We start from the raw sequence: 20,485 nt of genomic DNA on the forward strand, positions 1-20,485 counted from the left end.
TAAAGTACCAAGGGATTTTACTATTTTTGAAAATTCACATACTGTTGATTTATGAGCGATACAAGACACGATTGGACATCACAAGAAATACTAGATATTTATAATAAACCTTTAATGGAGTTGCTGTATGAGGCAGCAACGATTCATCGTTTACACCATGACCCCAATACGGTACAGGTTTCAACATTACTTTCTATAAAAACCGGAGGCTGTCCCGAGGATTGCGGATACTGTCCACAAGCAGCGAGATATCATACGGATTTGGAGGGAAATGACCTTATGAGTGTACAGCAAGTAAAAGCGCAAGCATTACGAGCTAAATCTTCGGGAAGTTCAAGAGTATGCATGGGTGCTGCGTGGCGAAATGTAAAAGATGGACCAGAATTTGAAAATGTCTTGGAAATGGTGCGAACCATCAATAAATTGGATATGGAGGTTTGTTGTACACTAGGAATGCTTACCGAAAATCAAGCACAACGTTTGGCCGAAGCTGGTTTATACGCATACAACCATAATCTCGATACCTCTGAAGAATATTATAAAGAGGTGATTTCTACCCGTGGTTATGAAGATCGTTTACAAACAATTGATAACGTTCGTAAGACCAATGTTACTGTTTGTAGCGGAGGTATTATTGGAATGGGAGAAGAAACCAAAGATCGTGCGGGGATGTTAGTAGCATTAACAAAGCTAAATCCTCAACCAGAATCAGTACCTATAAACGCACTAGTAGCTGTAGAGGGCACACCGCTTGAGGAACAGAAGCCAGTTTCTATTTGGGACATGATTCGTATGGTTGCAACTACACGAATAGTAATGCCAAAAACGCAAGTGCGATTATCTGCAGGAAGAACAGATATGAGTAGAGAGGGACAAGCAATGTGCTTTTTTGCTGGAGCTAATTCAATCTTTGCTGGTGATAAACTACTAACCACTCCTAATCCTGATGTAGGTGAAGATATGGAGATGTTCAAATTGTTAGGATTGAATCCACAGCAACCGTTTGTCAAAAAATCACAACCCGAAACTGTTGAGGCTAAAGATTCTGTTTTTCAAGCTAAAGGAGAGAAACCAAAGTGGTCTCGACCAAGTCATAAAATAGAACGTAATGAGCTAGCCAAGGAGAAGGGAAAAGATGTTGTACTTAATAGAGAGTAATATACTTTTACGTATTTCATTTACATATAAAAATAGTATAGTAGATGGGACTAAATTTAAAACAGATACCTAGAGTAGAGAAGATAAGCAAAGCTGATTTTATAGCTACCTACGTTTCAAAACAGCAGCCAGTCGTTATTGAGAAATTGATAGAGGACTGGCCTGCTTATAAAAAATGGGATTTAGAATATATAGCATCCATAGCAGGTGATAAGAACGTGCCTTTGTACGATGATCGACCCATAAGTTCGGAGCTCAAATTTAATGAACCTCATGCTACCATGAGAATGCGAGAGTATATTGATTTATTAAAACAAAAGCCTACTAACTATCGTATTTTTTTGTATAATTTGTTAAAAGAGACTCCGCCGCTACAAAATGATTATTCCTACCCACAAATAGGACTTAAGTTCTTAAAAAAGTTTCCTTTCTTGTTTTTTGGAGGAGAAGGTTCAAAAGTATTTATGCATTACGATATTGATTATGCTAATATTTTACATTTTCAGTTTCATGGAGAAAAACAATGTATCTTATACCCTCCTTCTGAAACCAAATTTTTGTACAAAGTCCCTTATGCCTTAATTTCTCATCAACAAATAGATTACTCTAATCCAGACCTTGATCAATGGCCTGCATTAAAGCTCGCTAAGGGATATGTTACTAATTTGAAACATGGAGAAACTTTATATATGCCTGAAGGGTATTGGCATCAAATGACCTATTTAACACCTGGATTCTCAATGAGTATTCGAGCATTACCAAGAAATTTTAAAAACTTTGCACGAGGATTTTATAGTTTTTTTATAATGCCGCATTTTGATAATTTTATGCGTAAACAAAGAGGTCAACGTTGGATGGATTATAAAAACAAAGAAGCGATTAGACGAACCCATGCGTATAATGGAATCAAGGATTGAGTTCTTTTACCTTATCAAAAATTAAATCAGATTCCCATCCTCGGTACTGTAAATATGCGATTAATTTTTTTCTTTTCTTATACACATTTGTTTCCGATATTAAAGCGTTTCTGTTTTCGGCTAATTCGTGAAATTTATTGATATAATCCTGACTATCAATTTCTTTTAAAGCAATTTTAATTAAGTAGGCAGAAATATTTTTCTTTTTCAGCTCCAAGGTGATTCTTTGTTTTCCCCATTTTTTAATAGCAAATTTTCCTCTAGCATAACTTTTAGCAAATCGTTCTTCATTAAGAAAATTATGTTCGATAAGATGCAGGATTACTTTTTCTTTTGCTTCGGGAATCAGCTTCATGGTGAATAGCTTATCTTCAACATCTTTATGACAGCGGTCTTGATAAACACAATAGTGTTCCATTTTGCGTAGAGCTTCTTTAAAAGTGATAGATTGTTGAAGTTTTTGCTGCATGCATCAAAGATAGGAAACTATCAATTTGACAGAATTAATTTATTGATAAAATCATCTCTAAGGTAAAGATTAAAACAAAAAAAGCCCGATTTATTTTTATAAATCGGGCTTTTATTTTTTATCCTATCACGTTACCATCTTTGTCATGGAAATGATATTCTAAATATGTGTAAGCATCTCTAGGTATAATCTTTACCCATCGCTTATGGTCTATAAACCATTTTGATCGGGCAGATGGAAAACCTTTTGTTAAAAAAGCAGCAATAAAAGGGTGGGCACTAAGCGTAATCTTTTTCTTGTCTTTTTTAATAATTCTTTCTAAATCCACTTTAATTTTGTCCAGCAAAACTATTGGCGCCTCAACTTCGCCTTTTCCTCCGTTAGGGTTGTCCTCACGAGTTTTGATGTTCATCTCTGGTCTTACACGCTGTCTTGTGATTTGAATAAGACCAAATTTACTAGGTGGTAAAATTTTATGTTTTGCTCTATCGTCTTTCATCTCTTCTCTAAGATGATTAAAAAGCGTTCTGCGATTATCTGCATTATTCATATCAATAAAGTCTACTACAATAATACCGCCCATATCTCTTAGGCGTAGTTGCCTTGCGACTTCTGTAGCGCTAATAAGATTCACTTCGAGAGCCGTATCTTCTTGATTTTTTGCTTTATTAGAACGATTTCCGCTATTTACATCAATAACATGCATAGCTTCGGTATGTTCAATAACCAGATAAGCACCTTTGCTCATGGAAACTGTTTGACCAAAACTTGTTTTAATTTGTCGTTCAATGCCATATTTTTCATAAATAGGCGTATTGGATTGATGTAATTTTACGATAGATTCTTTTTTTGGTGCAATTTCATGCACATAATCTTTGATCTGATTGTAGAGTACTTCGTCATCCACACAAATAGAAGTAAATGAATCATTGAATACATCTCTCAATATCGAGGATGCTCTGTTCATTTCTCCCAAAATTTTGGAAGGATGTGGAGCTCTATGTAATTTTTTGGACATAGTCTCCCAACGTTCAATCAGATTTTGTAAATCTTTGTCTAGTTCTGCGACTTTTTTACCTTCGGCTACAGTACGCACAATAATCCCAAAACCTTTGGGTTTAATGCTTTTAACAAGTCGTTTAAGACGTTCCTTCTCTTTTGAAGATTCGATTTTTTGAGAAATTGATACTCGATTAGAGAACGGAACTAATACAATATATCTACCAGCAATAGACAGCTCTGAGCTTATTCTAGGGCCTTTTGTAGAAATAGGTTCTTTTACGATTTGTACTAATAGCGATTGATTTGATTTGAGAACATCGGTGATAACACCGTTTTTGTCAATATCGTTATCTATAGGAAAATCTTTTAAAGAATAATCCTTTAGCTTACCTGTGCTTACACGTTTGATAAATTTCAATAAAGTAGATACTTGAGGTCCTAGGTCATGGTAATGCAAAAAGGCATCTTTTTCATACCCCACATTTACAAATGCGGCATTAAGACCAGGAACAGCTTTGCGAATTTTGGCAATAAAAATATCGCCTACTGCAAAATTACTGTCATCTTCTTCTTTGTGAAATTCAACAAGTTTTCCATCTTTTAATAAGGCAAAATCTGTAGATGAACCAGATCTAATGATCAATTCTTTGTTCACTCTGATAAGATTTTTATCCACCTCGATTGAATCGAGACAGATGGATTAAACAAAATTTTCACAGGAATTTTCTAAATTCCATTAAAATAAAGAGACTGTATAATACATAAACAGTCAGCTTTATTTTGATTTCAATGAACTGCTAAAAAGAAAAAGTAGTTACTAACTACTTTTTCTTGTGACGGTTAGCTCTTCTTCTTTTTTTACGCTTATGCGTAGCAACCTTATGTCTTTTACGTTTCTTACCACTTGGCATAGTGTATAATATTTATTGATTATTAATTACTTAACTTCTACATTAGTTTTTACACCTTCGACAAATACTTTTGCCGGTTTGAATGCTGGTATATTGTGTGCTGGAATTTTTATTGTAGTATTTTTTGAAATATTACGACCAGTTTTTTCAGCTCTAGTTTTGATAATAAAACTTCCGAATCCTCTTAAGTATACGTTATCACCACTCTCCAAAGAACTTTTTACTTCTTCCATAAATGTTTCAACAGTTGCCTGTACATCACCTTTTTCAATTCCTAGCTTCTCTGAAATTTTTGCTACGATATCTGCTTTAGTCATTATTATACCTATTTAGGGGTTTTTTAAATTTTCAAGGGGGCAAATATAACAATTTAAATTCCAAAATATCAATACTTAAGATTAAATTATCGCCTTTAAAGAATTAATTTAGCAAATTGTAAAAATTAACGATGGAATTTGGTAAAAAACTAATAATCTGGTACTTAGAGCACAAAAGGGATATGCCTTGGAGACAAACTAAGGATCCATATAGTATTTGGCTTAGTGAAATTATTTTGCAACAGACACGAGTGCGTCAAGGTTTACCGTATTATTTGGCCTTCAAATCTTCTTTTCCAACCGTTTTTGATCTAGCTGCTGCAAGTGAAGAAAAGGTGCTTAAGTTATGGCAAGGTTTGGGTTATTACTCTAGAGCTAGAAACTTACATTTTACTGCACAATATGTGGTAAACGAATATAACGGTATCTTTCCCAAGGATTATAATGGATTGATTAAATTAAAGGGAATTGGGGATTATACAGCTAGTGCTATCGCTTCTATTTGCTATAAAGAAGTAGTGCCAGTAATCGATGGTAATGTCTATAGAGTATTATCGAGAATTTTTGGAATAGAAACTCCTATTAATAGCTCTCCTGCTTTAAAAGAATTTAAGGGTTTGGCGGCAGAGCTTATTGATAGAACGAGCCCTGATGTTTTTAATCAAGCCATTATGGAGTTTGGAGCCATCCAATGTAAGCCCCAAAGTCCTGATTGCACCGTATGTCCGTTTAATGATCGTTGTTTTGCTATGCAAAACAATAAGGTTTCGGTATTACCTGTAAAGTTAAAGAAATTAAAAATAAAGAAGCGATATTTTAATTATATCATTTTTAAACTCCCTGATGGTAAGGTTATGTTTCAACAACGCAAAAATGTTGGTATCTGGGAAGGGCTTTATGAGTTTCCGCTAATAGAATCAGATAAACTTCAAGAAGCTACTGAACTTCAAAAAGAAGAAGCTTTTTTACAATTGGTAACAGAGCAACCATTTTCATTATCTATATATAAAGAAGAACCAATTATTCATAAATTATCTCATCAACATTTATATACTAGATTTTACATCGTAGCGCTTGCCAAAGCACCTATATTAAAGGAAAATCAGTATTTAATTTCTGCCGAAACTATACATGAGTACCCCGTGCCTGTACTTATTGGTAACTTTATAGAATCGTTTTTTTAGGTATTGGGCTTTTTTAGTACATTTACTATTGTTAATATAGGACTTAAATTATTATACTATTAATTTTAAAAGTTTCGTTTAACTATTATATCGTACTTAACAAGTACAAAAAAAATATGCTATGTCTGGAACACTTAATAAGGTAATGTTGATCGGTCATACCGGAGACGAAGTTAAAATGCACTATTTTGAAGGAGGGAATTGTATTGGTAGATTTCCTTTAGCTACTAATGACTCTTATGTTAATAAGTCTACTGGAGAGAGGGTTAATTCAACCGAATGGCATAATATAGTGGTTAGAAATAAAGCCGCAGAAATTTGTGAAAAGTATCTTACAAAAGGTGATAAGGTATATATCGAAGGTCGTTTGAAAACACGTAAGTGGCAAGATGAGCAAGGAAAAGATCGGTACAGTACAGAGATACAATGTACAGATTTTACGTTTCTTACTCCCAAGACCGAAAATCAAAACACCTCTAATCAACAACTGTCAAACAGTCCTAATGAGTCTGTACTAAATCAAAGTCAAAATACAGAACCCAACACAGGAGCCGAAGAGGATGATCTTCCGTTCTAAAATGTTTAACTAAACCCAAATACCTTGGACCCTGATCCTGAAGCCTTATTTATACCGTTTTTAATAATTGATACGTGGCAAACGATCAATATTTTTATTTTATTTATCCTGCTGGTTTTTTCAGCGTTGATTAGTGGGAGCGAAGTAGCACTCTTTTCGCTTACTCCATCTGATCTTAGAGAAGAGGATCAGGTCCCAGAAAAAGATCTGAAAATCCTTCTTCGTCTTTTAAGTAAGCCCAAAAAGCTTTTGGCTACTATATTGGTTGCTAATAATTTTATAAACATAGCGATCGTATTACTTTTTGATAGCTTAGGAGAAGTATATTTAAAAAACGTAGATTATCTATTATTTGATTATGTCAATTTACGTTTTTTGATAGAAGTTGTTGTAGTAACTTTTATGATACTTTTATTTGGTGAAATTTTACCTAAAATCTATGCAAGTAGAAACAAAGTGAAATTTTCACGAGTCATGGCACGACCCCTTAGGGTTTTGGATTGGCTTTTATCCCCCCTTAGCTCTCCAATGAGGCAAATAACTATTGGCATACACGAGAGATTGGGAAAACAAAAATCCAATCTTAGTGTTGATCAACTATCTCAAGCCTTAGAGCTTACATCGGATACAGATACAACCTCAGAAGAGAAAAAAATTCTTGAAGGTATTGTAAATTTTGGAAATACAGATACAAAGCAAGTCATGCGACCCCGTATGGATGTTTTTGCACTTAATCAGGCGGCCAAATTTCACGAAATTATTCCCGAAATTATCAAAAATGGCTATTCACGTATTCCTATCTATAATGAAAGTATAGATCAAGTAACAGGAATTTTATATGTCAAAGATCTTTTACCATATATTAATGAAAAGGATTTTGATTGGAATACTTTAATGCGTGAACCCTACTTTGTACCAGAGAATAAAAAGCTTGATGATTTATTAAATGATTTTAAGAATAAGAAAAATCATTTGGCAATCGTAGTCGATGAGTATGGAGGAACCAGTGGTTTAATTTCTTTGGAAGATATTATTGAAGAAATCGTGGGAGATATTAGTGATGAATTTGATGATGAAGATCTTATTTTCTCCAAATTGGATGATAAAAACTATGTGTTCGAAGGACGAACTGCATTAAAGGATTTTTATAAGGTTCTTAAGCTTGAGGATACTACTATTTTTGAAACACGTAAGGGGGATGCTGAAACAATTGCTGGGTTTTTATTAGAAATATCAGGTAATTTTCCAGAAAAAAATGAAACTCTGAGTATTGAAAATTATGATTTTATAATAGAATCTTTAGATAATAAGAGAATTAAACAAGTAAAGTTGACGATAAATGATAGTACGATTGATGAGGATGAGTAAAAGTTGGATGGTAGTTTTGACTGTGTTTTGCATATCGTGTGGAGGTGAAACCTTGCCCAAACCAAAAGCCATGCTTAGGTTAGATTATCCAACACCTATATATGTAAAGGCCGAAACCCCATGTCTTTATACTTTTGAAATTAATAAGGTAGCTAAATTAATTCCTGTAAATAAACGCAGTAAATGCTGGTATAATCTCGAATACTCTAGGTTACATGCAAAACTATATGTTTCATATTACCCAATTGATAACAATTTGGATTCTTTATTGAGAGATGCTCAAAACCTTACTCAAGAACACGTTGTAAAAGCAGATGGCATTGCCCAAAAACCTTATATTAACGAGGAACAAAAGGTGTACGGTATGTTTTATGAGGTTTCTGGAAATGCCGCCTCACAAGCGCAATTTTATGTTACAGATAGTGTGAATCATTTTATATCTGGATCTGCATACTTTGATGTACGTCCAAACTATGATTCTATATTACCAGCAGCACAATATTTGCGAAATGATATTCAACATTTGATGGAATCTATCACTTGGAAAACAGCTAAATAATTTTATTTGATAAATATTCGTATTTGATGATATTTTAATCACTTTTGCAACCTTATTTCTAAAATATGCAAAGTAATTCGTCAAAATGGCTTTATTTAATAATACTCTCATTAGTTTGGGGGAGTTCATTTATATTAATTAAAAAATCTTTAGTAGGGTTAACTCCGTTACAATTAGGTGCGTTAAGAACGTTGTTTGCCTCGATCTTTTTGTTTCTAATAGGGTTTAAAAGTATAAGAACAATCAAAAAAAATGAGTGGAAATGGGTGACGATTTCTGCTTTTGTAGGAACTTTTATACCAGCATTTTTATTCGCTTTTGCAGAGACAGAGATCGATAGTGCCATTGCCTCTATACTCAACTCAACCACCCCTTTGGTCACCCTTGTTTTGGGCATAGTGCTATTTTCAATAAAGTCTAATAGAAACCAAATCATTGGTGTAATTGTTGGATTTTTAGGATGTTTGGCTTTGATCTGGGAGGGGGCAAACGTGAATCCTAATCAGAACTATTATTATGCATTATTAGTTATAGTCGCTTCTTTTTGTTATGCTACAAATGTAAATATCATTAAACGCTATATGCAAAATATTTCTCCAATGGCCATTGCCAATGGAAATTTTTTAATTTTGGTTCTTCCATCTTTGCTAGTACTTTATTTTTCTGGATTTATGAACAATGAAGTAATTGAGCAAGACGAAGTTCAAACCAGTTTGATATATGTAGGCATTTTGGCAGTGGTAGGAACGGGTGTGGCAAAAGTACTATTTAATAAACTGGTGCAGATAAGTACTCCTGTATTTGCGACTTCTGTTACATATACAATTCCTATTGTAGCTTTATTATGGGGTTTATTGGATGGAGAAAAATTCACAATATATCAAGGTATCGCAGCCTGTCTTATTGTCTTTGGGGTTTATCTTTCTAATAGAAGCAAAAAAGGTTCGCTCAAATAAGAAACGAACCTTGGATTTTTTTTGTATTGGGATTTAATTAAAATCTTCTTCAGAAACTTTCTCATTTAATAGTATTTCTTTTACTTTAAAATCAATAGTTTGCGGTCCTAAAGATTGAGAAATTGTAAATGGGAATTGTATGCCATCTACCTCTTGGTAATCATCATACATTACTGTAATTGCAATTTTAGATCCATCTTGATTTCTATTAGTTGTCTCTTTGACTTTTAGCCCTGTAGCGCTATCAAAATAAGAGGTTTTATCTTCATCAAGTTTTAAAACATATACAGTTCCATCTTTATAGGGTTCTGTTTTGTCAAATTCGGCATTGTTATAGTTAATTTCTGCAAAAGGGTAGGACTCTTTTTTGGCCATAGCAATTTGTTCCTCGTTATATTCAATCCGCTTTCCCTGATTCATGGCATAGCCCGTTGCACCATTAAAAATCACTTTTTGAACTGTCATACCGCCAAAACTCACTTCGATTGCCGATTGATTTTTATTTGTAGTTTTGGATGACAGTCCTAAAATAGCTCCATTAAAAGCTGCCTCAGCCTTTACATATACCGAGCTAATTTTTTTAAGCTTGTCTTTACCTCCTAGAGCTGTGAAATAGGAATTAAGCACTGTTTGCGCAGTGATACCTGAAGGTGTGGCTGCTGTAAGTTTAGGCTTTTCGGTTTTGTTACCATATGCATCAAAGTATAAAATCGGAATTTTTTTATTTTCAAAAGATATCTTCTCCAAGTTTGGTAAAACTTCACTTGCTTTCCCTACAAGAACAATTCTCGCATTCTTTAAGTCAAAATAAGTCGTAGCAACTCGTTGAACATCGGCTTTGGTCACAGCATTAATTTTTGAAATAAAAGTTTTGTAAAAGTCTTTAGGGAGATCCTGCGTTTTTATTTCAATACTGCGCACAGCTGAAGTTCTGTCGCTCTCGGATGCTAGAATAAAATCGCCTAAAAACTTAGCTTTCGCATTTTTTAAAATGTTGTCATCCACCTCTTCAGTCCGAATTCTTTTAACCTCATTTAAAATTTCAATCACAGCACTATCTGTGACCATATTTCTTACTTTGGTGTAAGCCCTAAAAGCTGATTTGTAATGTTTATTAACAGGCAAAATAGATCGTGCTCCATACGTATACCCGTTCTTTTCTCTTAGATTCATATTAATATAACTCCCAAAAGAACCTCCTAAGATGTAATTTGCAATCAATGCTGCATGATAGTCCTTGTCTGCCATTTTAAGATTCGTAATATTCATAACTGCAAGTTCTGTTTGAACCGCATTAGGCATATTAATAAAGTTAATTTGTCGGTATTGAGCGTCAACAACAGGCGGTATACCAAACGAGGGGGCTTTGGCAGCTTTCCATGTAACAAAATGTTTTTGGACTAAAATTTGAGCTTGCTCAATGGATATGTCCCCACTAATGACCATATAGGCACTAGAGGGAACAAAGTAGTTACGATAGTATGTTTTTACATCATCTAGGGTAATTGAATTTATAGTTTCTTCGGTTGCGAATTCTCCCTTTGGATGTCCTTTGCCATAAGCTAAGGCATTAGTGACACGGCTCGCGACGGTAGCAGCACTGTTTTTACCAGATTTAAGACTTTCTATAATTTTTTTCTTTTCAAGGTTGAGTTCTTGTTCGGTAAAATTAGGGTGCAAAGCTGCATCTGAAAATAGAGTGAAAATTTTTTCGGTATATTTTGATAAAGCTTGAGCGTAACCACCGTCAATACCAATGTTAAAAAAGGCGCCAATAAAATCAACTTCTTCATTAAACTGATCTTTTGGAACAGAAAGTGTTCCTTTTCCCATTATTTGAGATACGATACTGCTAACTCCAGCTTTATTACCCTCAATATGTGGAGGTGTGTCCAAGGATAAGCTAATGGATACTCGTGGTAACTTATGGTTTTCAACAATCAAGACAGTTAAGCCATTGTCTAAAATCATTTCATGAGGTTCTGCCAAGTTTAAAGTTGGAACGGGTCCAGGTGTTGGCATTTTTGTCCTATCAACTTGCGCAAATACGTTTATTGATATGCAAATACATATTATAAGTGAGAAACTATACTTTTTCATTTTAAATTTTTTAGTTGCTTGATTCTGGTAAATAATCGAGATTAAGCCGTTGATTTTTGTTTAGATAAGCTTTGGCTACACGTTGAATGTCATTACGTGTAATACTGCGATAAATCTCTATTTCTTTATTTATCAAATTAGTATCGTTATAAAGCGTGTAATAGCGAGCGAGGGAATTAGCAATTCCTTGAATACTAGAATTTGCATTCACAAATTGATTTTCAAATTGATTTTGTAGCTTTTGAAATTCTTTCTCAGTAATCAGTTCATTTTGTAATTTTAGGATTTCCTTATCCATTTCCTTTTGTAAAGTGCTTAGCGTTACATCACCCAAGGGTAGTGCCCCCATTATATATGTGCCATAATCTTCTTGTGCATCTGTAAACGCAAGAACCTCTAATGCCATCTTTTTATCCTCGACCATATTTTTATACATACGAGAGCTATTGCCTCCTGTTAGTATTGAAGAAATATAGTCAAGAACATAAGCATCTCTTTCAGTTTGTTTAGGCGTTCTGTAAACTAAGACTTTGGCTGGAACTTGAATATTTGCATCTTTTTCTATAGCATTGATTTCTTGTAAAATGTCATCTTCCAAAATTGGTGATCTCTTTATTTTTTGACCTTTATTGGTAATAGGTCCAAAATAATCTGAAATTAAGTTTAGTGTAGACTCCAATTCAAAATCGCCAGCTATGACAAGTGTGGCATTGTTGGGATTGTAAAACTTTTGATTAAATGCTATAAACTCTTCAAGCGTAGCTGCGTCGAGATCTTTCATGCTACCAATCACGGATTGCCCGTAAGGATGTTTTTTAAAAATATACTTATTGATACCTGTGCGATAGATAATTTTGCCATAAGGTGCATTGTCAATTCGTTGTCTTTTTTCTTCTTTTACAACTTCGTTTTGAGTATCAACACCTATTTGGTTGATTACTGGATGAAGCATACGTTCTGATTCCATCCATAGTGCTAGTTCTAAACTATTAGAGGGTAAAGTTTCATAATAATATGTTCTATCCTGAGTAGTATTGGCATTATTGCGTCCTCCATTAGCAGATACAATATCAAACCATTTACCTCGCTCGATATTTTTAGTGCCTTCGAATAGCAAGTGCTCAAAGAAATGTGCAAATCCAGTTCTTCCTGAATCTTCATCCTTTGCACCAACGTGATACATTACACCTACTGTAATTACTGGAGCGGTGTTGTCTTGATGCAAAATAACATGCAACTCATTTTTGAGATCGTACTCAGTGAAGCTTACCTCTTGACTATTACTTGAAAACGAAATGACGGTTCCGAAGAAAAGTGTACGTACTATTTTTTTCATAGGTTTTACTGCTAAAAGTTTATAAATATGTAGATATATACACACGTTTGTTACAGAAAAAAAGAAATGAGTAGTGGGTTATTGCCAAAATTAACAGGTTTTTAGGGAATTACACTCTTGATAATGATTATCTTAGAGTATTAAAATAATTTTAATTTATGAAAAAATCAACACTTCCAATAACCTATGGGATAAGTATTGCTTTAGGGTTAATTTTATATTTTATATTACTTTCTGTATTTGGGGTTCAAACAAATCCGATCTATAGTTTAGGTAACGGTATTATTGTAGCCATTGGATTGTATATGGTTATGAAACGGTACAAGGCAGAAAAAGGGGATCAATTTGAATACCAAAAAGGATTTATGGCTGGTTTATTAACTGGTTTTAATGCAACTTTAATTTTTACAGCTTTTTTTGCAGTTTATGTAACAAATCTTAATACTGATTTCCTTCCAATGATGCTCGATAATTGGAGTACACATTATCATGTAGGAGTAGGTATTGTAGTATTTGTTGCTGCAATTATGGGGTTTGCTACTACTTTTGTCTTAACGTTATCATTTATGCAATTATTTAAAGATAGTTGGAATGCAAAAAAAAGCCCTAATTCTCCACCGTTAAATTCATAAAACATTTGTGGTTTAATTATTTAAAAGTATATTTGCACCCGCCTATAAAATTAGGTGTTATTTATTTTAATTATTAAACGTTACGCTATGTACGCAATTGTAGAGATAGCAGGGCAGCAATTTAAAGTTGCAAAAGACCAAAAAGTGTTTGTACATCGTTTACCAGGAGAAGAAGGAGACAAAGTTTCTTTTGATAGAGTTCTTCTAACTGGCGATGGTGATACGATCAACCTTGGCGCCCCGGCTATAGATGGAGCTCTAGTAGGAGCAAAAATCACTAGACACCTTAAAGGTGACAAAGTTATTGTTTTCAAAAAGAAACGACGTAAAGGTTACCGTGTTAAAAATGGTCACCGTCAAGCTTTGACCGAGATCGTAATCGAAAGTATCGAAGGATCTGGTGCAAAAAAGGCTTCTAAAGCAGAACCTAAAAAAGCAGCGCCTAAAAAGGCAGAAGACAAAAATGAAAGTAATAAGTCTGAAGATTTGAGCGCAATGACTGTTGCTCAATTAAAGGATTTGGCAAAAAGTAAAGGGATCGAAGGTATTTCTTCTATGAAGAAAGCAGATCTAATTGAAGCTTTGCAAAAATAAGTCTAACCATTTTAAAATCTTAAGAAAATGGCTCATAAAAAAGGAGTAGGTAGTTCTAAGAACGGTAGAGAATCAGAATCGAAACGCTTAGGTGTAAAGATATTTGGTGGTCAAGCAGCCGTAGCTGGTAACATCATTGTTAGACAAAGAGGTACAGCGCACAGACCAGGAGAAAATGTTTATGCTGGTAAAGATCATACATTGCATGCCAAAGTTGATGGTATGGTACAATTTAGAAAAAAGAAAGATAATAAATCATACGTTTCTATAGTTCCATTTGAAGCTTAGATAGTATTTTATTTAAAGTTTAAAACCCTTCTTTAACTAGTTAAAGAAGGGTTTTCTTTTTTATATGTAACTTGATCTTTTAATTTACATCAGTTATGAACTATACAGTAAACGGAATTTTAGCAAGTATTTTATTTATTTTTTTAGCAAGTAGTGGAATATCACAAGAAATCCCTAAATATGATTATCTAGAAGTTATTGTTATACAAAAAGCAAATAATAGCGGACGCGTAAAGCGAATAAAAGTACAAGAGCAGAAATCTCTGATAGGTAAGTCTATTACAATTAAACAACTCGAAGATCTCGAAGGTTCTTCGGATTTGCTAAACTATATGAATGCGTCAAATTGGGAGTTTGTAGATAGACAATCCATAGTCTCTGAAGAAAATGATCCAGTATGGATGAGTTATATTTTTAGGAAGCGCAAGTAATTTTTATCAGTTTGATTTGTAATAAAAAACCCCCCTCTTTTATCATTTAAAAAAGGGGGGTGTATTATATTATATTGCTTTTAGTATCTGTAGTACTCTGGTTTAAACGGACCATCTACCGTTACCCCGATATATTCGGCTTGCTCTGGACGAAGTTTTTCTAATTCTACACCAAGTCTTGATAAGTGTAATTCTGCTACTTTTTCATCAAGGTGTTTTGGTAGCATATAAACATCGTTCTTGTAGTTTTCTGGATGATTCCAAAGCTCTATTTGAGCAAGTGTTTGATTTGTAAATGAGTTACTCATTACAAAACTTGGATGACCTGTAGCGCACCCTAAGTTTACAAGGCGACCTTCGGCTAATATGATGATATCTTTTCCATCAATGGTATATTTATCCACTTGAGGTTTGATTTCATCCTTTGTATGCCCATGATTAGCGTTTAACCATCCCATGTCAATTTCATTATCAAAATGACCTATATTACAAACAATGGCTTTATCTTTTAAGGCTTCAAAATGTCTAGCTTGCACAATATCCTTATTACCTGTAGTAGTGATTACAATATCGGCATTACTAATTACGGTTTCTAAACGTTTAACTTCAAAACCGTCCATAGCCGCTTGTAGTGCACAAATTGGGTCAATTTCTGTAACTGTTACGATAGATCCAGCTCCTCTAAAAGACGCTGCAGTTCCTTTACCTACATCTCCATAACCACAAACTACAACACGTTTACCAGCTAACATCGTATCGGTTGCACGTCTGATAGCGTCAACAGCACTTTCTCTACACCCATACTTATTGTCAAATTTGGATTTAGTAACCGAATCATTAACGTTAATAGCAGGCATTGGTAAAGTTCCGTTTTTAACTCTTTCATACAAACGGTGTACTCCAGTAGTCGTTTCTTCAGAAAGACCGTTAATGCCTTCGGCTAATTCTGGATATTTATCTAGCACCATATTGGTTAGATCTCCACCATCATCAAGAATCATATTGAGAGGTTGTCGCTCTTCTCCAAAAAATAATGTTTGCTCGATACACCAATTAAATTCTTCTTCATTCATTCCTTTCCAAGCATAAACTGGTATACCAGCCTCTGCGATAGCAGCAGCTGCTTGATCTTGTGTAGAAAAAATGTTACAAGAACTCCAAGTTACATCAGCTCCCAAGGAGACCAATGTCTCAATTAAAACAGCTGTTTGTATTGTCATATGTAAACATCCAGCTATACGTGCACCCTTCAAAGGTTGAGAATCTTTGTACTCTTCACGTAGAGACATTAATCCAGGCATTTCAGCTTCAGCTAATTCGATTTCTTTTCTTCCCCAAGCTGCTAATGAAATATCTTTCACTTTGTAAGGAACGTACGGCAATGTTTTAATACTCATAAATATATTTTTTAGTTATACAGCATAATTATTTTAGTAAATCGTGCTAATTTATTCTAAATTCGTTGTGCTCCAAAAAACATAGATAAAGCATGTTTTTTGGTTTGCAAAGGTACGTAATAACTTTAAAAATCTAAATGCCTCTTTACAAAACTATAACAGTAGACGAGAACACTAATATATTGATTTGGAAGATTGAAGAATCTTTTGATTGGTTAAGTGACGGCATTTTACTTACCGATACTTGCCAGCAACGTGTCGATAATATGAAATCGGATATCCATCGTAGGGGTTTTATGAGTATTCGGCATTTACTTGCTATAGCTAACTATACCGACCATGATTTGTTTTATGATGAATTTGGTAAACCGCATCTTAGTGATGGTCGCTTTATTTCAATTACACATTCTTTTATTTTTACAGCAATAATAATCAGTGATAAACCAGTAGGTATCGATATAGAAAAGCAAAGGGAAAAGATAGAGCGAATTGCGCATAAATTTGTTGCCTCTGAGGCAGAGTTTGTGGCAAGTAATGAACAAAAAGTACGTGCACTTACTGTAATTTGGGGTGCAAAAGAATCTTTGTATAAATTATATGCAACACCTGGTCTAAGTTTTGAACAGCATATTGATATTGTACCGTTTGATCTCAATATGCCTTTTACTGCAGGGTGTATTAATTATAGAAATGAAATTTCGTACTATACTATTAGTTTTATGGAGTTTGAAGGATTTACTTGCGTGTACGCTCAGCCCTATAATTAAAACGCATGTATTCATCAATAAATTTAAAATAATGAAGGTATCAATAGAACTTACTCTAACGCCTTTGGAAAAGGATTTTGAAACTCCTATTATTAAATTTATTAAAGTTTTAAGAGCTTCAGAGTTTGTGGTATTAGAAAATCCATTGAGTACTCAAATTTATGGAGACTACGATAAACTCATGAATTTTTTGACCAAGGAAATAAAAATCGCCTTCGGAACGATGGAGCACGTACTTGTATTTTTAAAGATAGTGAAAAGTAACAGAAGCGATTATGAACCACATTTTTGAAATACTTTTTAGTCAATATAAAGACTATGCGTTGCTTCATATATGGTTAGAAATTATAGCTGTATTCTTTGGTGTTCTTAGCGTGTTTTTTGCCAAATTGAATAAAATCTGGGTATATCCTACAGGTATTATTAGTACAGGAATTTTTGTGTACCTGCTGTTACAATGGTCATTATTAGGCGATTTACTTATTAATGCCTACTATTTTATTATGAGTATCTATGGTTGGTACTTATGGTCAAAAAAAATAAATAATGTTGAAGTAGTTGCTATAAGTAGCACCACCAAACAAGAACAATGGATACAATTGGGAATAGGAGTGTTCGCCGTATTATTTGTGTATAGTATTTATCAGATTTTTGATAAATGGAAGGACTGGACCGCATATATTGACACCTTAACTACTGCAATATTTTTTATAGGTATGTGGTTAATGGCAAAACGAAAAATCGAAAACTGGATATATTGGATTATCGGAGATCTAATTTCAATTCCTCTGTACTTCTACAAAGGTTTTACGTTTACGAGTTTGCAGTATGTGATTTTTACCGTACTTGCTATTTTTGGATATTTATCATGGAAGAAAAGCTTAAACAACACCCTAGCAACTGTTTAAAAATTGTTATTTTTGGACCAGAGTCTACAGGTAAAACAACAATTTCTAAACAACTAGCAAGGCATTACAATACCATATGGGTAGAGGAATATGCGCGGCTATACCTACAAGAAAAGTGGGATAAAGATCAAAAGATTTGTACGTATGATGATTTATTACCTATAGCAATAGGTCAAATGAAACTTGAGAATGAAGCGGTGAAGCAAAACGTAGAAATCTTGATATCGGATACAGATTTGTTAGAAACCAAAGTTTACTCTCAAGTCTATTTTGATGGAAGGGTTCCAGATATTTTAGATAAATTTTCACGTTTGAATTCTTATGATTTGTATCTTTTAACTTATATTGATACTCCTTGGACTCCAGATGATCTTAGAGATAAACCTAACCAACGAGAAGAAATGTTTCAGCATTTCAAAAAAGCTTTGGATAATCATGATCGTCCTTATGTTATTTTAAAGGGAAATGAACAAGCAAGATTAAAATTGGCAATACAAAGTATTGATGCTCTTAAAGAATTAAAAAAGTGAATATAACAGATAGCGACATTAAATTAATTGAATCAAAAGGGTTGACAGTGGAGAAGGTGCTGTCACAAATTGAAATTTTCAAAAATGAAATTCCATTTGTAGCTTTACGTAGTGCTGCAACCCTGGATAATGGTATTACAAAATTCTCTGAAAAATATCAGAAAGAATTAATTAATCGCTATGAGAGCTCCATACAAAACTTAGACACCATTAAATTTGTACCCGCGTCGGGTGCTGCATCTAGAATGTTTAAAGAGCTCTTTCGTTTTTTAGACTACTATAATGCGGATAAAGAGAGTTTAAACTCGTATACGAATCATGAAAAAGCTGATGCAATTCGTCTATTTTTAATTGGTCTAGAGAAATTTCCTTTTTATGAGACTGTCATGAAAGAGGTGAGAAGGCTTTCGCCTAAATTTGATCTTTTATCTGAAGGAGAGCAACTCTACCTATTTGTAGAAGTTATGCTTAGAAAAAAGGGATTAAATTATGGATGGTATCCCAAAGGATTATTGCCTTTTCATAAATATACAGAAAGCGTAGCTACGGCTTTTGAAGAACATCTTTATGAAGCTGCGGGTTATAATGTAAATGGTAATAAGGCTTCCAAAATACACTTTACTATATCCAAAGAACATCTCGACGCTTTTAATAGTGAATTTGATCGAATTCGTAGGGATGTCGAAACAAAGACGGCTACAAAATTTGAAATTTCTTATTCATTTCAGAAACCAGAAACCGATACGATTGCGGTGACTCTAGATAATAAACCTTTTAGACTTGAGGATGGAAAACTATTTTTTAGACCAGGTGGACATGGGGCATTGATAGAGAATCTTAATGATCTGGATGCAGATATTATTTATATTAAAAATATTGATAATGTAGTAGTGCGTAAATATCAGAGCGAATTATCTGGTTTCAAAAAAGTACTAGCAGGTAAATTATTAGAAATTCAAAAAGAGGTGTTCCGCATTCTTGAGTCCATAGATAAAGAAGTATTGACAGACACCAAACTTACGCAAATCAAGCAATTTTTGGTAGAAGAGCTTAATGTAAGATTACCATTAGACTTTGATAAGTTTGCGGATCATTTTAAAATCAGTTTTTTAAAAGAGTCATTGGATCGTCCTATTAGAGTTTGCGGAATGGTTATAAACGAAGGAGAACCTGGAGGAGGACCATTTTGGATTAAACAAGAAAATGGTAGAGTTGTTTTGCAAATTATCGAGGCCCCGCAGATAAATAAAAACGACCGAAGACAAAAAGATATTCTGGCAAGTGCTACACACTTCAATCCTGTTGATTTAGTATGTGGTGTGAGAAATTATAAAGGGGAAAAGTTTAATCTGTTAGAATTTGTGGATCCTGATTCTGGTTTTATAACGACAAAAACTATGAATGGGCATAAGTTAAAAGCTTTGGAATTACCAGGATTATGGAACGGTGCAATGTCTAATTGGATTAGCGTGTTTGTCGAAGTACCTCTCACGACTTTCAATCCCGTTAAATCTGTCAATGATCTCTTAAAATCGGCACATCAAGTAAAATTGTTTTTGTGAAAACCCAGATAATATTAAAGGAATTAGAGTTTAAAGCAACCCGAAGTTCGGGTGCGGGTGGTCAACATGTAAATAAAGTTTCATCCAAAGTTATGGTTAGATTAAATATCAAAAACTCTAAAGGCTTAACTCATCAAGAAAAGGACAAAATAGGGTTAAAGCTTTCCTCTCGAATATCTAAAGAAGGGTTTTTACAAATAGGATGTGATACTAGTAGGAATCAGCACCGCAATAAAAATTTGGGGATTCAGCGCTTACTCGAAATTTTGAGAACAGCACTTATATCTGATGCCGTAAGAATAGCAACAAAACCTTCCCGATCAAGTGTAAGTAAGCGACTGGATAACAAAAAGAAACATGCACAAAAGAAAAACAATCGACGAAACTTAGACTTTTAGACTCGTATCAATGTAATTGTGTAAAAAATCCACACTTATTTGGGTATTCCTCTTTAATTTAAGAATATTGGATACATTAACACTTTAGTTAACACTCTAACATTTAGAGTGTTAATTATATTCT

Annotated in this window: 23 protein-coding genes; 17 read left to right on the top strand and 6 right to left on the bottom strand. The window is 33.9% G+C overall.

Annotated elements, in window-relative coordinates; translation table 11 throughout:
- Window positions 1–51 precede the first annotated feature (51 nt).
- Together bioB and ACE939_RS14125 are read left to right on the top strand one after the other, a co-directional pair.
- Window positions 52–1,158, top strand: coding sequence for a biotin synthase BioB (bioB, locus tag ACE939_RS14120; RefSeq protein WP_378186243.1), 1,107 nt, complete (start codon window positions 52–54; stop codon window positions 1,156–1,158).
- A gap of 44 nt (window positions 1,159–1,202) precedes the next feature.
- Window positions 1,203–2,075: a cupin-like domain-containing protein gene (locus ACE939_RS14125; RefSeq protein ID WP_378186244.1), complete on the top strand. Its 873-nt coding sequence runs from the start codon at window positions 1,203–1,205 to the stop codon at window positions 2,073–2,075.
- Here ACE939_RS14125 and ACE939_RS14130 read toward each other — a convergent pair.
- The 3 genes from ACE939_RS14130 to ACE939_RS14140 form a co-directional block, all read right to left on the bottom strand.
- Window positions 2,065–2,544 (bottom strand): regulatory protein RecX, encoded by a 480-nt coding sequence (locus ACE939_RS14130; protein ID WP_378186245.1) that lies wholly within the window; start codon window positions 2,542–2,544, stop codon window positions 2,065–2,067. The genes ACE939_RS14125 and ACE939_RS14130 overlap by 11 nt on opposite strands.
- Before the next feature lie 118 nt (window positions 2,545–2,662).
- Entirely contained in the window at window positions 2,663–4,201 is a 1,539-nt protein-coding gene (locus tag ACE939_RS14135; RefSeq protein WP_378186246.1) for an Rne/Rng family ribonuclease, read from the bottom strand.
- Window positions 4,202–4,483: 282 nt separating this feature from the next.
- Window positions 4,484–4,774 carry an HU family DNA-binding protein gene (locus ACE939_RS14140; RefSeq protein WP_024768281.1) on the bottom strand — a complete coding sequence of 97 codons (291 nt, stop codon included), beginning with the start codon at window positions 4,772–4,774 and terminating at the stop codon, window positions 4,484–4,486.
- Between the two features lie 131 nt (window positions 4,775–4,905).
- On the opposite strand from ACE939_RS14140, the gene mutY reads away from it, so the two are divergent.
- The 5 genes from mutY to ACE939_RS14165 all read left to right on the top strand — a co-directional run bounded on the left by mutY (window position 4,906) and on the right by ACE939_RS14165 (window position 9,418).
- Window positions 4,906–5,958: an A/G-specific adenine glycosylase gene (mutY, locus tag ACE939_RS14145; RefSeq protein WP_378186247.1), complete on the top strand. Its 1,053-nt coding sequence runs from the start codon at window positions 4,906–4,908 to the stop codon at window positions 5,956–5,958.
- A 121-nt stretch (window positions 5,959–6,079) separates the two neighbouring features.
- A complete protein-coding gene (locus tag ACE939_RS14150; protein WP_378186248.1) occupies window positions 6,080–6,535 on the top strand; it encodes a single-stranded DNA-binding protein in 456 nt (151 codons plus the stop codon).
- Window positions 6,536–6,559: 24 nt separating this feature from the next.
- Complete coding sequence (locus ACE939_RS14155; protein WP_378186250.1) at window positions 6,560–7,903, top strand: gliding motility-associated protein GldE; 1,344 nt, start codon at window positions 6,560–6,562, stop codon at window positions 7,901–7,903.
- Window positions 7,875–8,462, top strand: coding sequence for a gliding motility lipoprotein GldD (gldD, locus tag ACE939_RS14160; RefSeq protein ID WP_378186251.1), 588 nt, complete (start codon window positions 7,875–7,877; stop codon window positions 8,460–8,462). Before ACE939_RS14155 ends, gldD begins: the two co-directional genes overlap by 29 nt.
- A 65-nt stretch (window positions 8,463–8,527) precedes the next feature.
- Window positions 8,528–9,418, top strand: coding sequence for a DMT family transporter (locus ACE939_RS14165; RefSeq protein ID WP_378186252.1), 891 nt, complete (start codon window positions 8,528–8,530; stop codon window positions 9,416–9,418).
- A 33-nt stretch (window positions 9,419–9,451) separates the two neighbouring features.
- Here the strand turns inward: ACE939_RS14165 and ACE939_RS14170 are convergent, their stop codons facing one another.
- Both ACE939_RS14170 and ACE939_RS14175 read right to left on the bottom strand, forming a co-directional pair.
- On the bottom strand, window positions 9,452–11,518 hold the full coding sequence (locus ACE939_RS14170) for an insulinase family protein (RefSeq protein WP_378186253.1): 2,067 nt from the start codon (window positions 11,516–11,518) through the stop codon (window positions 9,452–9,454).
- A gap of 10 nt (window positions 11,519–11,528) precedes the next feature.
- Entirely contained in the window at window positions 11,529–12,854 is a 1,326-nt protein-coding gene (locus ACE939_RS14175; protein ID WP_378186254.1) for a M16 family metallopeptidase, read from the bottom strand.
- 158 nt (window positions 12,855–13,012) lie between these two features.
- Between ACE939_RS14175 and ACE939_RS14180 the strand changes: the two genes are divergently transcribed.
- The 4 genes from ACE939_RS14180 (at window position 13,013) to ACE939_RS14195 (ending at window position 14,799) form a co-directional block, all read left to right on the top strand.
- Window positions 13,013–13,486, top strand: a complete 474-nt coding sequence (locus ACE939_RS14180) for a DUF4199 domain-containing protein (RefSeq protein ID WP_378186255.1) — start codon at window positions 13,013–13,015, stop codon at window positions 13,484–13,486.
- 87 nt (window positions 13,487–13,573) lie between these two features.
- A complete protein-coding gene (gene rplU / locus ACE939_RS14185) occupies window positions 13,574–14,080 on the top strand; it encodes a 50S ribosomal protein L21 (RefSeq protein WP_378186257.1) in 507 nt (168 codons plus the stop codon).
- Window positions 14,081–14,107: 27 nt separating this feature from the next.
- Complete coding sequence (gene rpmA / locus ACE939_RS14190) at window positions 14,108–14,368, top strand: 50S ribosomal protein L27 (RefSeq protein ID WP_378186258.1); 261 nt, start codon at window positions 14,108–14,110, stop codon at window positions 14,366–14,368.
- A gap of 95 nt (window positions 14,369–14,463) precedes the next feature.
- Entirely contained in the window at window positions 14,464–14,799 is a 336-nt protein-coding gene (locus tag ACE939_RS14195; protein ID WP_378186259.1) for a hypothetical protein, read from the top strand.
- Between the two features lie 80 nt (window positions 14,800–14,879).
- Here ACE939_RS14195 and ahcY read toward each other — a convergent pair whose 3' ends face one another.
- Entirely contained in the window at window positions 14,880–16,196 is a 1,317-nt protein-coding gene (gene ahcY / locus ACE939_RS14200) for an adenosylhomocysteinase (RefSeq protein ID WP_378186260.1), read from the bottom strand.
- Window positions 16,197–16,333: 137 nt separating this feature from the next.
- On the opposite strand from ahcY, the gene ACE939_RS14205 reads away from it, so the two are divergent.
- The 6 genes from ACE939_RS14205 to arfB are packed head-to-tail and all read left to right on the top strand — an operon-like array spanning window position 16,334 to window position 20,361.
- Window positions 16,334–16,963, top strand: a complete 630-nt coding sequence (locus tag ACE939_RS14205) for a 4'-phosphopantetheinyl transferase family protein (protein ID WP_378186261.1) — start codon at window positions 16,334–16,336, stop codon at window positions 16,961–16,963.
- Window positions 16,964–16,994: 31 nt separating this feature from the next.
- Window positions 16,995–17,255, top strand: a complete 261-nt coding sequence (locus ACE939_RS14210) for a hypothetical protein (protein ID WP_378186262.1) — start codon at window positions 16,995–16,997, stop codon at window positions 17,253–17,255.
- Complete coding sequence (pnuC, locus tag ACE939_RS14215; protein WP_378186263.1) at window positions 17,239–17,871, top strand: nicotinamide riboside transporter PnuC; 633 nt, start codon at window positions 17,239–17,241, stop codon at window positions 17,869–17,871. Before ACE939_RS14210 ends, pnuC begins: the two co-directional genes overlap by 17 nt.
- Complete coding sequence (locus ACE939_RS14220; RefSeq protein WP_378186264.1) at window positions 17,832–18,401, top strand: AAA family ATPase; 570 nt, start codon at window positions 17,832–17,834, stop codon at window positions 18,399–18,401. Before pnuC ends, ACE939_RS14220 begins: the two co-directional genes overlap by 40 nt.
- On the top strand, window positions 18,398–19,963 hold the full coding sequence (locus ACE939_RS14225; RefSeq protein ID WP_378186265.1) for a DUF4301 family protein: 1,566 nt from the start codon (window positions 18,398–18,400) through the stop codon (window positions 19,961–19,963). Before ACE939_RS14220 ends, ACE939_RS14225 begins: the two co-directional genes overlap by 4 nt.
- Complete coding sequence (gene arfB / locus ACE939_RS14230) at window positions 19,960–20,361, top strand: alternative ribosome rescue aminoacyl-tRNA hydrolase ArfB (protein WP_378186266.1); 402 nt, start codon at window positions 19,960–19,962, stop codon at window positions 20,359–20,361. Before ACE939_RS14225 ends, arfB begins: the two co-directional genes overlap by 4 nt.
- Window positions 20,362–20,485: the final 124 nt, after the last annotated feature.

Source organism: Aquimarina rhodophyticola, assembly GCF_042434915.1.
GTDB lineage: Bacteria > Bacteroidota > Bacteroidia > Flavobacteriales > Flavobacteriaceae > Aquimarina.

Coding starts and splice junctions, on each gene's coding strand:
- bioB (WP_378186243.1), top strand. CDS start 52: ATGAGCGATACAAGACACGATTGGACATCACAAGAAATACTAGATATT.
- ACE939_RS14125 (WP_378186244.1), top strand. CDS start 1,203: ATGGGACTAAATTTAAAACAGATACCTAGAGTAGAGAAGATAAGCAAA.
- ACE939_RS14130 (WP_378186245.1), bottom strand. CDS start 2,544: ATGCAGCAAAAACTTCAACAATCTATCACTTTTAAAGAAGCTCTACGC.
- ACE939_RS14140 (WP_024768281.1), bottom strand. CDS start 4,774: ATGACTAAAGCAGATATCGTAGCAAAAATTTCAGAGAAGCTAGGAATT.
- mutY (WP_378186247.1), top strand. CDS start 4,906: ATGGAATTTGGTAAAAAACTAATAATCTGGTACTTAGAGCACAAAAGG.
- ACE939_RS14150 (WP_378186248.1), top strand. CDS start 6,080: ATGTCTGGAACACTTAATAAGGTAATGTTGATCGGTCATACCGGAGAC.
- gldD (WP_378186251.1), top strand. CDS start 7,875: ATGATAGTACGATTGATGAGGATGAGTAAAAGTTGGATGGTAGTTTTG.
- ACE939_RS14165 (WP_378186252.1), top strand. CDS start 8,528: ATGCAAAGTAATTCGTCAAAATGGCTTTATTTAATAATACTCTCATTA.
- ACE939_RS14170 (WP_378186253.1), bottom strand. CDS start 11,518: ATGAAAAAGTATAGTTTCTCACTTATAATATGTATTTGCATATCAATA.
- ACE939_RS14175 (WP_378186254.1), bottom strand. CDS start 12,854: ATGAAAAAAATAGTACGTACACTTTTCTTCGGAACCGTCATTTCGTTT.
- ACE939_RS14180 (WP_378186255.1), top strand. CDS start 13,013: ATGAAAAAATCAACACTTCCAATAACCTATGGGATAAGTATTGCTTTA.
- rplU (WP_378186257.1), top strand. CDS start 13,574: ATGTACGCAATTGTAGAGATAGCAGGGCAGCAATTTAAAGTTGCAAAA.
- rpmA (WP_378186258.1), top strand. CDS start 14,108: ATGGCTCATAAAAAAGGAGTAGGTAGTTCTAAGAACGGTAGAGAATCA.
- ACE939_RS14195 (WP_378186259.1), top strand. CDS start 14,464: ATGAACTATACAGTAAACGGAATTTTAGCAAGTATTTTATTTATTTTT.
- ahcY (WP_378186260.1), bottom strand. CDS start 16,196: ATGAGTATTAAAACATTGCCGTACGTTCCTTACAAAGTGAAAGATATT.
- ACE939_RS14205 (WP_378186261.1), top strand. CDS start 16,334: ATGCCTCTTTACAAAACTATAACAGTAGACGAGAACACTAATATATTG.
- ACE939_RS14210 (WP_378186262.1), top strand. CDS start 16,995: ATGAAGGTATCAATAGAACTTACTCTAACGCCTTTGGAAAAGGATTTT.
- pnuC (WP_378186263.1), top strand. CDS start 17,239: ATGAACCACATTTTTGAAATACTTTTTAGTCAATATAAAGACTATGCG.
- ACE939_RS14220 (WP_378186264.1), top strand. CDS start 17,832: ATGGAAGAAAAGCTTAAACAACACCCTAGCAACTGTTTAAAAATTGTT.